Genomic DNA, 13,693 nt, shown 5'->3' with positions numbered 1-13,693 from the left:
CAATAACCAAAGGGCGTAGTCTGTCTTTCCTCAAGCTGTGCCATTTCGTATTATAAAAAGCCAAAATACCATTGCAACATCTCTTCATGATAGAAATAAGCCAATAGTGTTCCTACTGCGATAAAAGGTCCAAAAGGAATGGCTTCTCCCTTTTGGAGGGATCCGAATATCATTCCGATGCCGCCTGTAGCAGCCCCAATTAGAGTGGCCAGAAAAAAAGAGAGTAAAACAACCTCTGTTCCTAGAGCAAATCCTAAAACGGCAAAAAGCTTAATATCTCCACCACCCATTGCGCCTTTGCTGACAATCGCTATAGACAGGAGCAAACCAAAACCAACCGCGGCACCTACCAGGGAATCCCACCACGGATCAAGAGGCTCTATTAACCTTACTAACAAAAAAAGCCCAGAAAAAATCAACAGCACCTTATCAGGTATGAGCATATAAGTAATGTCAGATACTGTAATAATAATGAATAACGAGATGAGCGTACAGGCAATAGCAAATTCTAACATCCAACCGAATTTAATAAACGCTATTGCAAATAATCCTCCGGTTAACAGCTCCATCACAGGATAAACAGGCGATATCCGAACCTTGCAGGAACGGCACTTTCCCCCTTGAAGTAGGAAGGAAATCACAGGTATCAGCTCAATTGCCGATAAAGGATTATTGCAATGTGGACAAGAGGATTCAGGCGCGACGATTGATTTGTTAAGAGGAATTCTCAATCCTGCGACGTTAAAAAAGGAGCCTAAAAGAAGACCGTAGATAAAAATGATAAATGTCATAGTGTAGTGAGCCCTTTCAATTAAACTTCAATTATTAATATATATAGAATCATTTTCAAAAACAGAATATGAATAGGTAAAATGGTACGGACTGCATAGAATAATGGGCTTTGGATTTGATGTTTATTAACATGAGAGGAAATTTTTTTGGTCAACCTGCCTCTTACTTTCCTATTAAGGCATGGTGCAGTTGAAGTGAGGCAGAAAGCTGAGGAAGATTTATAGATGTTTGATATGCGTGGTTGATGTATTAAGCGATACTCTGTCTTGCGTCTACCTCCAATCCATGATAGGAAAATACAGAGTATCACCGATTGGAATGATCGTTCCATTTCAATTTCGCCATTCGGAAATGGTACAGAATCGGGGTGTATAAAATAATATCTAACGTTTCTTGGGTTAGTAAATCAAAGTCATGGCTCTTAACCAAGATTTTATTAAATACCTGTTTTTTCCAATCATTGTGGAGTTATCTGCAATACATTCTCTCCCCAGCCAATTGGATTGCCAACACTTGCATCATGAAGAGATCTCCACCAGAACAAATTCCAGTCTCTCTTTCTCCTGCCTGAAAAGATGAGCATCAATGAGCTCGTTGTTCATATCATGATAATGCGGATAGTTATTTTTAAAAATATATCCCATAAAGTCTGTTACATAGAAGCATCTTTTTGTTTTCAACGGAAATTGGGTAGTTATGCTGAAACCTCATAGTCTTACTTGCAGTCTCGCAAACTCTATCACCCTCATTTTTTTCGAAAACACCCCTCCTCGTAAAAATATAGACATCATGTAATAGTATTCGACACTCTTAGATAAAACCCTTTAACTTCATTCAGGAGAAGTCTCCCACTTCTGTAAGTGGTGAGATGAATGCCTATCGGTATTCCATTCAGTGGGGGTTCAAACCCCGACTGAATAAAGTCAAAGCCTCCGGCGGATGCCACAGATTTTCAGAGGAAATTTATCGAGCGGAGCTCGATAAAATCTGGACGCAAATACGCCAAGGCGCATTTGATTAATCAATCTGATCATCATCTTTTTGTTTTCAATTCCCATATAGTTTGATTTAATATTTAGTACGATCTTTTTGAATGAAAGGGTAACATATGCTGAACAATAACAAGATTACAAATAAAAAAATCGTATCAGTTGTTTGTATTTTTTTACTGTTACTGACCATTTTTCGTTTACTATGGATGTTTTATTATCAAACCCCCGGACAGCCAACTGTAAAAAACGGTGTCTTAGACCTGAGGAACTGGCAGTTTGAAGAAAATGACACCTTCTCACTTGACGGGGACTGGTTGTTTTACCCTAATACTTTCTTAAGCCATGGTACCTCTAGCGTCAACCACCAATCCATCACTGTGCCAGAGAGCTGGGAAAATTTACTGCCGGAAAGAACAGCTTTTGGCTTTGGAACGTATCAATTACGCATCCTTCTTCCTAAAAAGGAAAAGGAGTTGTACAGTTTCTACTTTAAAGAAGTTGCCACCTCTTCGGAAGTCTACGTGAATGGGGAGCTCATTCATAAGGCTGGTCAACCTGGAGAGTCTAAACAGAGTTATACGGGTTATTTACAGCCTTTTATTACTACGTTCCAATCTGACAACCAAGAGCTTACTATTTTAATTCATGCGGCCAACTTCGACCTCTCACATGCTGGCGGCATTACAAAATCTATCAGATTTGGAACTGAATCTGCTATCCATAAAGAAGTAATGTCCACCATGATACTTCAGACAATTGTGGCCAGTATTCTATTGCTTCACGTTGTCTATGCCCTTTTTCTGCTATTCATTAATAGATTTAAGCAAAAAGAGGTCATTTACTTTGCATGTTTATTATTTTTTGCAGCTCTTTCTATTCTCGTGGACGATGATAAAATCTTGTTCAACCTATTTTCTGTCAACGTAGAATGGTCTGTAAAATTAGCATCCATAAGCTTTATTTTTCTCATATTTTTCATGCTTCGCTTCAATCAGTATTATTTCTCTTCCAAACATCGAATATATCATATCTTGTATATATTGTATGGAATTCTGCTGATTACATGTATTTTTGCACCACTGAAGTATTTTCCATATGTCTTTTTATTCCAAATATTTATAAATATAGGATCTTACGTCGTTATGGTCATACATACCTATAGAATGATCCGAAAAGGGCTTGCGGGCGCACTATTCATTTTCTTAGCTTTAATCAGTAATTTCTCCAACCTTGCTTGGGGAATTGCAATTAATTTAAACATAGTGGATATACCTTATTACCCTTTTGATTTTTTAATAGCCATTATTCTGTTTATCCTTCTTTTAATCAATAATGCCTTGCAATTAAAGAAAGAAAACACTCAACAGGCTCGTAAATTAGAACAGATGGATGTGACTAGAAATGAGTTTCTTGCCAATACTTCACATGAATTACGAAACCCGCTTCACGGCATTATTAACATAACTCAATCCATTTTGGATGACGAAGAAGAGAAATTATCACCCAAACATAAAAGTAATTTGAAGCTGTTGGTAGACGTGGCACGGCGAATGTCCTTTACCTTAAACGATTTACTAGATGTTGCGCAATTAAGAGAAGATAAATTCATTTTAAACAAGAAAAATATTCACCTTTCTGCCATCACATCAGGTGTCCTTGATATGCTCCGCTTCATGACAGAAGGGAAAGATATTAAGTTTGATCTTCAAATTGAGGAGGATTTTCCACTTGTACCAGCGGATGAAAATCGACTGATTCAAATTTTGTTCAATCTCATCCATAATGCCATTAAGTATACTGAATCTGGAGATATAACCATTAAAGCTGAACATAATCGGAAAACAGTGACAATCTCAATTGAAGATACTGGAATCGGGATGGATGAGAAAACTAAGAGGAGCATTTTTGAACCATATGAGCAAAAAAATGCAGGCATGACAGCTCTGGGAGGAATCGGGTTGGGACTGCATATCACTAGAAAATTGGTAGAGTTGCATGGCGGCGAAATTCAAGTTCAATCTACCCTTGGAAAAGGATCTACCTTTTATTTTACGCTCCCATTACTCGACAAGACGGTGAACAATGTAGATGAAAAGAAGGAGCCAGAACACCTTGATTCTTCTATAAAAATAAATCAGGAAGCAGAGAATCTTTTACCAGCAATAAGTCAGCCTGAGGCTTACAACCATAAACCGCGAATCCTGCTTGTCGATGATGACCCTGTCAATCTGCAAATCATTCAAGGTGTACTCGACAAGACTTATCACATCTCGGTGGCTTTGAGTGGAGAAGAAGCATTAAATTTGATCAAAAATAGCCAGTGGGATTTGATTATTTCTGATGTGATGATGCCCAATATGTCAGGATATGAATTAACCCAAATCATCCGTGAACAATATTCCCTCTCTGAGCTTCCAGTCTTACTATTAACTGCGAGATATCAGTTGGAAGATATTTATAATGGATTCCGTTCAGGTGCTAATGATTATGTGGTAAAACCGGTCGATTCATTAGAGTTGAAATTCAGAGTACGGTCGCTGATTAACTTAAAATTGTCCATTCATGAACAGCTTCGAATGGAAGCGGCGTGGCTGCAGGCACAGATTAGGCCGCATTTTTTATTTAATACGCTAAATACGATTGTCTCTTTAAGTGATTTGGACTCGGAAAGAATGATTGGCTTATTGGAAAAATTCGGAAACTATTTACAAAGAAGCTTTCACGTAACAAATTCAGAGACCGTAATTCCGTTAAATAATGAGTTGGATTTGGTCCGTTCTTATTTATATATTGAAAAAGAACGATTTGGAGAACGATTAACCATTGAATGGGATCTAGATATAATAAACATCAATATTCCGCCTTTGTCCATCCAGCCATTGGTGGAAAATGCTGTGCAGCACGGCGTATTAAAGCAAATAGAAGGTGGCACAGTCGTGATTCGGATCAAGAAGGCCAGCAATGGTGTTGATGTAATTATTACTGATAATGGGGTGGGTATGGACCAGCAAAAGATAAATAAAATTTTAAATAACACTTTAACTGCTTTTCAGGGAATTGGCATTATCAATACGAATAAGCGCTTAAAGAAGATCTATGGGAAAGGACTCACCATCGAAAGTCAGCCAGGTATTGGGACTACGGTCCATTTCACTATACCTGACACAATCACTAGTAAAGCTGCAACTAAAAAAGACTATAGTGACAGGTTTTAATGGGGAGCGTGTAAAATGAACTTCTTGCTCCATTATTGGTGACTGCTTTTAGTGGAAAACGCGTAAGACGGGCTTCTTTACCCACTAATCGTGAAAGGTTCGACCGAAAGCCACTTAAGATGGGCATTTTTCTTCACTAATCGTGATCGATTTTACTGGAAACAGCCAAGAAATGGGCACTAATCCCGCTTACTTAGATCTGGTCTTTTCCGGACACCCTTTCTGCCATCATGCCGCCTATTATAAATAGCTTAGGCGGCATGCTATGTGCCTCATATGGATAATCCTCAAACAATCATACAGTTTATTTCTCTCGAATAATCAAATGCCCTTGGCGTATTTGCGCCCAGATTTTATTGAGCTCCGTTCGATAAATTTCCTCTGAAAATCTGTGGCATCCGCCGGAGGCTTTGACTTTATTCAGCCGAGGTTTGAACCCCCACTGAATGGAATACCAATAGGCATTCATCTCACCACTTACAGAAGTGGGAGACTTCTGCTGAATGAAGTTAAAATCACATTTTTCATTAGTATCGGCCCCTTAATAACCCCACAATGAACGGTTTGACTTCAGATATAAAGTAGAGAGACCCCGTGACTGCCAGTACATCTTCAGGATTTAGTTCGTTAACCATTCTTTTCGTAAGCGAACGCCAGTCATTTTCAATGGCAGCATCCTCTATTTGGGCAATCTCCTTGAGTTTCGTGGCGGAAGCTGCCCTTGGAAACTCAAACTCTGTAAAGGTTACTTGTGCGTTGATCTTTTTAAACAGCGGGAGCATATAGGACAAATCCTTATCCTCCAATGCCGCAAAGATCACTTTGATTTTTTTCTCTCTATATCTTTCTTTCATCGTAGATAGGAAGGCTTCCAGCCCTTCTGTATTATGGGCACCGTCCAAAATCACTGTAGGATGGTCTTGCAAAACCTCCATTCTCCCCGGCCAATACGCTTTCTTCAGTCCCGCTCTGATGTCTTTTTCATGCAATTGAAGTAGATTTTTTTCTTTCATGTACAAAAGACTCACAACTGCTAAAGCGGCATTTTCCGTCTGGTGGCGCCCCAAAAGAGAGACCTTCAAATTTTCATATGTCAGTTCCTTTGATAGAAATGTAAACTTTTCGCCACCAGGAACGGATTCATTATTTTCAATAGAAAAATCACTTCCCAGTTGAAAAAGGTCCGCCTGTTTTTTTTCCGTTTCCTCCCGAATGACAGACAGTGCTTCTTCCTGCTTGGCTCCGGTAAACAACGGAATTCCTTCCTTGATAATGCCAGCTTTTTCGTACGCAATTTTACCAATCGTATCACCGAGAATGTTGATATGGTCCTTTCCTATGTTCGTAATGATGCCTGCGAGCGGCCGGATGATATTCGTTGAATCGTATCGTCCCCCAAGTCCCACTTCCAATATTGTAAAATCGACCTGGCGAATGTTTCCAAAGTAATACAAAGCCATGGCTGTAATGATTTCAAATTCTGTTGGCGGTCCCCATTCTCCTTTTTCCAGTTCCTCTGCCAAAGGTTTGATAATGCGTGTCAATTCGATCAAATCATCATCTGAAATGGGGTAGCCATTGATACTGATCCGCTCGTTGAACGTTTCTATGTATGGAGATGTAAATGTTCCGACATCATAGCCGGATTCATTTAAAATAGAGCGAAGAAAGGTAACAGTTGAACCCTTACCGTTAGTTCCAGCCACATGAATGACCTTCAACTTCTTTTCCGGATTCCCCATCTCCTTTAGAAGCCATTCCATCCTTGCCAATCCCAAGTTGATCCCATGCTTTAACTGCGAATGAATCCAGGAAATTGCCTCAGAATATGTATTCACTGTAAACCCCTCTTTTCGTTAAACAAGGGAAGCAAATCCGTCGCGGACTCACTTCCCCCTTTTGAATTACGGTATATTGCTGCGCCTGGCCTCTTAGTTAGAAGACTTCAGTTCTTTAATGCGTTCTTCTACTGTTGCGCGCTTGGATAAATAATCTTTTTCTTTCGTACGCTCTTCGTCAACTACCGCCTGCGGTGCTTTATTGACAAATCTTTCATTGCTTAACTTCTTCTGAACTCTTTCCACTTCATTATTCCACTTCGCCCATTCTTTTTCGAGCCTTGCAATCTCTTCTTCAATATTCAAAAGACCAGCTAATGGAAGGAACAACTCAACACCTGTGACTACTGCAGTCATCGCTTTTTCCGGTGCCTTCATTTCGACTTCCATGACAAGCTTCTCAGGGTTGCAGAACTTTTCCAGATAGCTTTTGTTCTTCTGTAAAATATCAAGGACTGCTTTATCCTGAGCTTTCAACATAAGCGTGATTTTTTTGCTCATCGGTGTGTTCACTTCAGCACGGATGTTGCGGACCGAGCGAATGATATCCATCAATATTTTCATTTCATTAGCCGTATCCCGGTCAGTCAGCTCCTCTTTGACCTTTGGCCAGGAAGCAACCGTAATGGACTCACCTTCATGAGGCAGGTTCTGCCAAATTTCTTCAGTAATGAACGGCATGAACGGATGCAAGAGTCTCATAGTCTGGTCAAGCACATAAGCTAAAACGGAACGAGTCATTTTCTTTGCAGCCTCATCCTCGCCATAAAGTGGGAGTTTGGCCATTTCAATATACCAATCACAAAGATCGTCCCAAATAAAATGATACAGCACTCTTCCCACTTCACCGAACTCGTATTTGTTTGAAAGGTTGGTCACTGTTTCAATCGTATCGTTCAACCTTGTCAAAATCCATTTATCCGCAACCGATTTTTCAGCAGATAAATCAATCTCATTGAATTTGAAGCCATCCATGTTCATTAATGCAAAACGGGATGCATTCCAGATTTTATTGGCGAAGTTCCAAACTGATTCGACTTTTTCAATGCTAAATTTTAGATCATTTCCCGGTGAACTTCCTGTAGCAAGGAAATATCTCAATGAGTCAGCCCCATACTTGTCGATCACATCCATCGGATCGACTCCGTTTCCTAGAGACTTGCTCATTTTGCGGCCTTCTGCATCCCGGACGAGACCGTGAATCAATACATCATCAAACGGGCGCTTCCCTGTAAATTTTAAACCTTGGAAAATCATTCTGGATATCCAGAAGAAAATGATGTCATAGCCTGTTACTAAGCAATCTGTCGGGTAATAACGTTTAAAATCTTCTGATTCTGCATCAGGCCAGCCCATTGTTGAAAAAGGCCATAGCGCCGAGCTGAACCAAGTGTCAAGGACATCTTGATCCTGCTCCCAGTTTTCTTCATCTTCAGGCGCTTCAAGCCCCACATATAATTCACCGGTTTCTTTATGATACCAGGCTGGGATCCGATGCCCCCACCAAAGCTGCCGTGAAATACACCAATCGCGGATATTCTCCATCCAGTGCAAGTATGTCTTTTCAAACCGGTCCGGAACAAATTGAACTTTCTCTTCCGTTTGCTGGAGCTTGATCGCTTCATCAGCTAGAGGCTGCATATTTACAAACCATTGTGTGGACAAGTATGGTTCAACAACTGCACCGCTCCGCTCAGAATGTCCAACAGAGTGTATATGCTCTTCAATCTTGAACAGGATACCCTCTTCCTGCAAGTCTTTTACAATTTGCTTTCTACAGTCAAAGCGATCCATACCTTTATACTTGCCTGCTTCTTCATTCATCGTGCCATCTTCATTCATGACGAGTACTCGCTCAAGATTATGCCTGTTTCCAATTTCGAAATCGTTCGGGTCGTGGGCCGGCGTAATTTTTACAGCGCCTGAACCGAACTCCATATCAACATAATCATCCGCTACAATAGGAATTTCCCTGCCCACAATCGGCAAAATAACCGCTTTTCCAATTAAATGCTTATACCGCTCATCTTCGGGGTGTACCGCAACAGCTGTATCTCCCAGCATGGTCTCAGGACGCGTTGTGGCAATTTCAATTGATCCGCTTCCGTCCGCTAATGGATAGCGCATGTGGTAAAAGGCACCCTGTACATCCTTATAAATGACCTCTATATCGGAAAGGGCTGTTTTCGTTGCTGGATCCCAGTTAATGATATATTTCCCACGGTAAATGAGACCCTCATTATATAAACGGACAAACACTTCACGGACGGCTTTTGACAGTCCGTCATCAAGTGTAAAACGTTCGCGTGTATAATCCAGTCCCAATCCTAGCTTCGCCCACTGCTGACGAATAAAACCCGCATATTCTTCTTTCCATTTCCATGTCTCTTCCAAAAACTTATCTCGGCCTAAGTCATAACGACTTTTTCCTTCCTTTCGAAGATGCTCTTCGACCTTCGCCTGCGTAGCAATCCCTGCATGGTCCATACCAGGCAGCCATAGTACATCATAGCCCTGCATTCTTTTCATGCGCGTTAAAATGTCTTGAAGCGTGGTATCCCATGCATGGCCTAAATGCAGTCGCCCTGTAACATTCGGAGGCGGGATGACAATTGTATATGGCTCTTTTTCTGAATTATTTTCCGCTTCGAAAAACTTCCCTTTCAGCCACCATTCGTATCTGTTTTTTTCAATAGTCAACGGATCATATTTCGTTGGCATATCAATATGATTGTTTTCCATGGTTATCCTCCTTTGGCATCCGCCAGTTAAATCAAAATAAAAAGCCCCCTTCGTTAAAAGGACGAAGGGAGCATATTCGCGGTACCACCTTTTTTCACAGACTTCAATTAATCATAAGCCCGGCACTCATAAGTATAACGGATTTTCTCCGGCATTCGCTACTGATCGTTCACGAATGCTGCTCCAGGGTGACCTTTCCATTGTTCCTTGCTTAGAAAATCTCGCAGCAACGATTTTCCTCTCTGAAAGCGGATGGCAATGTACTTTTCCCTCTCAACGCATGTATTCATCATTCATATACTTAATATAGTATGAAAATATTCGCTTGAAGTCAAATATGACAGCATAAATATCTACGTTTTACCGAGACCTTATGATTCCTTTTGTTTTTACACGTACAGTACAAAAATGAGTGCAGGCACGAAACCGGCCTTTGTCACATATTTTATCAAAGAAGAATTTTCAGGGAGGTACGGAGAGTGAAAAGAAAACTGAACCAGCACACATTTCGGTCATGGATCAGGACTTTTAAAGATGTATGTAAGCAGCTCATCATTCCATTCACCATTTTTCAGGCTATTCGCACCATCCTATTTCCTTCCACATTCGATATATTGCTGTTAACCATTTTTATTGTAGTAGCCCTTTCTTACCATTATGAATTAATTTAAATACCCCTGCCATTGTTAACTGGGAGGGGGATTGTCTGCTTCACTTTTTCGCTGTTCCATTTCTTCGAAACTCATCACAATATATTCTGTATTTTTCATATACCAATACTGCTTTTGCAATTGGCGGACAAACTTATATTCGTTCTTGTCCCTCCCGGCCAAAAAATATTTTTCTACTGCTTGGAAAATCCGCTCGGGATGCGAAAGGTAACTCAAGAAAAGGAGCATCTCCTCATTTCTAAACGGAAAATGCCTAAAATAAACGGAAAGCCACTCAAGTCCTTCATCAAATCGGTTTGGGTATGTTTTTAATGACCTGGACAAAAATGGAAGAAGATCATGGATCGGTGAAGCTGTCCTTGCTAATTCAAAGTTGGCAAAATAACCAGTTCCGTTTTCATTATATAAAAAATGCTCAGGTGAAATTTTCCCATGAACAATCACGCTTCTGGCTTTCGTCTGATCTTTTGATACGTCGTACCACTCATTCAGCTTGCGGATTGCATAATTCTGGGCTAGCGTGATTTCATGATAAAATGTGCAAAAAAGCAGTTGAAAAGGCGACATATACCAATCTTTCTCTGCCCGTTCGACATACTGCTCCAAAGCTTCCTTTTCCTTTTCCCAGCGTGTGACTGTTAGTTCATAATGCTCTGTCCGGTCGTTTTCAGCCACGTCTACCTCCCTGGCAGAAATGGTATGAAGGCGGGCCAGTTCACGAAAAAGCTCCTGGTTTTTCTTCATCTGCCCTTCCCTCTCCCTATTATCAAGCCAAGGCATTAAATAATAAAGCCACGGTGTTTCCAACACCCCGTACCGTCCATCCAGCGTCGGATAGATCGGTACAATCCGGTGATATCCCCGCTGATATAGAAGTTGGATATACTGTAAAAAATCGACTCCATGCTTTGCATTAATTCTCTTTAAAGCAAACGTCCCCTTATCAGTGTAAAGCTTGTGGACACGCCCATATTTTTCTGCATATTTTAAATGTAAGCCATAAAGTTCAGCAATGAAAGGAATATCCGTTTCACGATAATTGGTCATTTGATCACCCGCTTAGCACTTATTTCTGCAGATCTGAATATGGCTTTCATCCATTTTTCATACATCCATGAATAAGAAAAGCGACGCACAGCATTAGGCGACAAGCACAAGGCGAATTTTGATGAGGCAGCTCCTCAGCCACCAGAGCAAAGCTGCTCATTTCAATTACATCGTGAAAAGCTTCCTTGAGTACGCTTCACGCAGCTTTGCGACGAGAGAAACATATGCCTCCTTGAATAAGCTGTGCCGCAGGAGCACATTCTTCCTGAATGNCTCCTTGAATAAGCTGTGCCGCAGGAGCACATTCTTCCTGAATGAACTTCCGCGTGACTTGATCCTTGCGCCGATGGCGCCTGGCCTCCTCAAGCCGCCACATCCTGTGGCTTCGGTGGCACTAGTACTTCCTGTACGTCGGCTGGCTCATGCAGCGACGTCCTGTCGCTTCGCCTGCACTAGTACTTCCTGTACGTCGGCTGGCTCATGCAGCGACGTCCTATCGCTTCGCCTGCACTAGTACTTCCTGTACGTCGCAGCTAGATATATAAAATGAACAAAATATTTCATCTAATTTTATACTTTCAATACTTTCTTACTTTTTGAAGAAAAGGAGGATTGCGGCCAATCTATCCTCCTAATCAAATGCGCCTTGGCGTATTTGCGCCCAGATTTTATCGAGCTCCGCCCGATAAATTTCCTCTGAAAATCTGTGGCATCCGCCGGAGGCTTTAACTTTATTCAGCCGGGGTTTGAACCCCCACTGAATAGAATAACAATATGCATCTCACCACTTATAGAAGTGGGAGACTTCTGCTGAATGAAGTTAAAATTGGCAATTATTTCCTATAGGCCGCCTTGCCGGGTATATAGAGGACCTGCCCCTCATAGACTTCCTGACTCGTTTCCAATTGGTTTGCCCTTAATATTTGCTGTACACTGACTCCATATTGATCTGCCAGCTTTTCCAATGAATCTCCATTCTGAACAAGTCGGACTTTCAATTTGGCTGAGTTATCTTCATCCTTCCGAGCAAAAAAATCTGCAAATGACATCGATTTATACTTATCCTTCTTTTTCTTAGGCTTTTCATGGGGCTCCTCTTTCATTTCACTGCTCTCGTTGTAGCTGCTGGATTCATGTACTGGCAATTCCTCGACTATGCTTGAAGATGAAGAAGATTCCATACTGTGCTTTTTGAAAAACCCTTTGAGTCTGTGGGCCACTTCATCCATGTCCATTTCAGGAAGCATTGGAAATGGGAATGGAAATTGATTATGGTGGTGATGTTCAGGGGGTTTTTGCTGATAATCTTTAGATGACCTGGCTTCAGCCATAAATGGCGTATAAAGTTCTTCTTCCTCCTCTTTGCTTTCTTCTACGTATTCGCTAGTTTCAATTGATTCCTGTTCTTCTTCAGCTTCATATTCCACCAAATCCACCTCTACGGTACTTTCTTCCTCCTCCGTTTCTTTAGTCCGTACATGAAATGCGGTGGACTCTGGTATTGATTCCGTACTTTCGACATGTTCGGGTTGTTCGTCATATTCGCTATGCGCGAGATTTTCGTCATGCTCGTCATGTTCCCTATATTCGACATGTTCGGGTTGTTCATCATGTTCGCGATGTTCGTGTTGGCTCTCTTCCTGCTCCCCCTGTAAACCATACACATGAACTTCTGCTACAATATTTAAACGGGAATTTTCCGGCATGACATAGTCGAAAGATTCTACCTCAACAAACACTTCATTAGAGTGATGGATCCTATCTTTTGGTATAGTTATATCAACTGGAAATTGGTGAAAAAAATCACACTCTCCATTATCCCTGTCCCCCACTTCCTGGACATACCTTCCTTTTAACATAGCCTCTTCCGCAACCTCTTCTGTTTGAGCAGAATCTATGCGTTTATAATCTCCCGTCAGATTTAGACTCCCTCTTAACACGACAATTTCTTCTTCTTCAACAATCGATATATTCGGATCTAAAGATATTGAAATCAGCTCATCGACTTCCTGTCCGCTTTTAAACAAGACGGATTCTTCCAAAGTAAACTTGATAGATGAATGCCCGTTCTCAGACAAGATAGCTCCTCCTTTCACTCCGTACAAAAATATATGGGTCAATTACATCCTATGATGTGAAGGTATTAATTATGAAAAGAGAAGATAGAAAATGAAGTTCGGGGCTGTCTAAAAATTAGTTCTTGAAACTCAAGCAGCACACAACCATCTGAAAAATTGTCTAAATGGCGTGCTGATCAAAACCAACGGCAATTCAAAAAAGCAAGCTCCGGTCAGTGATTTGCGGACTGAAGCAGCTCAGCAGGCTTCATCCTGTTAATTTATTTTGTCGGTTTTTAACGTAGCATAATCGGCATTATGCAGTTTCTTGGCCAACAA

The 13,693-nt window shown here is 41.0% G+C and carries 9 protein-coding genes and 1 other annotated feature; of the genes, 3 read left to right on the top strand and 6 right to left on the bottom strand.

The genetic code is table 11. The annotated features are described in order from the left end of the window. Positions 1 to 50 precede the first annotated feature (50 nt). Entirely contained in the window at positions 51 to 791 is a 741-nt protein-coding gene (locus D5F11_RS12990; RefSeq protein WP_120116254.1) for a prepilin peptidase, read from the bottom strand. Between the two features lie 869 nt (positions 792 to 1,660). Here D5F11_RS12990 and D5F11_RS26460 point away from each other — a divergent pair. After that, positions 1,661 to 1,813, top strand: coding sequence for a hypothetical protein (locus D5F11_RS26460; RefSeq protein WP_185830680.1), 153 nt, complete (start codon positions 1,661 to 1,663; stop codon positions 1,811 to 1,813). Positions 1,814 to 1,900: 87 nt separating this feature from the next. After that, a complete protein-coding gene (locus D5F11_RS12985; protein ID WP_120116255.1) occupies positions 1,901 to 4,999 on the top strand; it encodes a hybrid sensor histidine kinase/response regulator in 3,099 nt (1,032 codons plus the stop codon). A 304-nt stretch (positions 5,000 to 5,303) separates the two neighbouring features. Here the strand turns inward: D5F11_RS12985 and D5F11_RS26455 are convergent, their stop codons facing one another. The 3 genes from D5F11_RS26455 to D5F11_RS12975 all read right to left on the bottom strand — a co-directional run bounded on the left by D5F11_RS26455 (position 5,304) and on the right by D5F11_RS12975 (position 9,579). Beyond that, positions 5,304 to 5,468, bottom strand: a complete 165-nt coding sequence (locus D5F11_RS26455) for a hypothetical protein (RefSeq protein WP_185830679.1) — start codon at positions 5,466 to 5,468, stop codon at positions 5,304 to 5,306. Between the two features lie 58 nt (positions 5,469 to 5,526). Continuing rightward, positions 5,527 to 6,837: a bifunctional folylpolyglutamate synthase/dihydrofolate synthase gene (locus D5F11_RS12980; RefSeq protein ID WP_120116256.1), complete on the bottom strand. Its 1,311-nt coding sequence runs from the start codon at positions 6,835 to 6,837 to the stop codon at positions 5,527 to 5,529. A gap of 93 nt (positions 6,838 to 6,930) precedes the next feature. Continuing rightward, positions 6,931 to 9,579 (bottom strand): valine--tRNA ligase, encoded by a 2,649-nt coding sequence (locus D5F11_RS12975; RefSeq protein WP_120116257.1) that lies wholly within the window; start codon positions 9,577 to 9,579, stop codon positions 6,931 to 6,933. A gap of 54 nt (positions 9,580 to 9,633) precedes the next feature. Then, positions 9,634 to 9,865, bottom strand: a binding site (T-box leader). Between the two features lie 193 nt (positions 9,866 to 10,058). Between D5F11_RS12975 and D5F11_RS12970 the strand changes: the two genes are divergently transcribed. Continuing rightward, positions 10,059 to 10,250 carry a hypothetical protein gene (locus D5F11_RS12970; RefSeq protein WP_120116258.1) on the top strand — a complete coding sequence of 64 codons (192 nt, stop codon included), beginning with the start codon at positions 10,059 to 10,061 and terminating at the stop codon, positions 10,248 to 10,250. Between the two features lie 15 nt (positions 10,251 to 10,265). Here the strand turns inward: D5F11_RS12970 and ysxE are convergent, their stop codons facing one another. Both ysxE and D5F11_RS12960 read right to left on the bottom strand, forming a co-directional pair. Continuing rightward, positions 10,266 to 11,297 carry a spore coat protein YsxE gene (ysxE, locus tag D5F11_RS12965; protein ID WP_120116259.1) on the bottom strand — a complete coding sequence of 344 codons (1,032 nt, stop codon included), beginning with the start codon at positions 11,295 to 11,297 and terminating at the stop codon, positions 10,266 to 10,268. An 833-nt stretch (positions 11,298 to 12,130) separates the two neighbouring features. Continuing rightward, positions 12,131 to 13,375 (bottom strand): LysM peptidoglycan-binding domain-containing protein, encoded by a 1,245-nt coding sequence (locus D5F11_RS12960; RefSeq protein WP_120116260.1) that lies wholly within the window; start codon positions 13,373 to 13,375, stop codon positions 12,131 to 12,133. Positions 13,376 to 13,693: the final 318 nt, after the last annotated feature.

This window comes from Siminovitchia terrae, assembly GCF_003605405.2.
Classification (GTDB): domain Bacteria; phylum Bacillota; class Bacilli; order Bacillales; family Bacillaceae_C; genus Siminovitchia; species Siminovitchia terrae.
This window is presented reverse-complemented; position numbering and strand designations above follow the sequence as displayed.

Coding starts and splice junctions, on each gene's coding strand:
- D5F11_RS12990 (WP_120116254.1), bottom strand. CDS start 791: ATGACATTTATCATTTTTATCTACGGTCTTCTTTTAGGCTCCTTTTTT.
- D5F11_RS26460 (WP_185830680.1), top strand. CDS start 1,661: ATGAATGCCTATCGGTATTCCATTCAGTGGGGGTTCAAACCCCGACTG.
- D5F11_RS12985 (WP_120116255.1), top strand. CDS start 1,901: ATGCTGAACAATAACAAGATTACAAATAAAAAAATCGTATCAGTTGTT.
- D5F11_RS26455 (WP_185830679.1), bottom strand. CDS start 5,468: ATGAATGCCTATTGGTATTCCATTCAGTGGGGGTTCAAACCTCGGCTG.
- D5F11_RS12975 (WP_120116257.1), bottom strand. CDS start 9,579: ATGGAAAACAATCATATTGATATGCCAACGAAATATGATCCGTTGACT.
- ysxE (WP_120116259.1), bottom strand. CDS start 11,297: ATGACCAATTATCGTGAAACGGATATTCCTTTCATTGCTGAACTTTAT.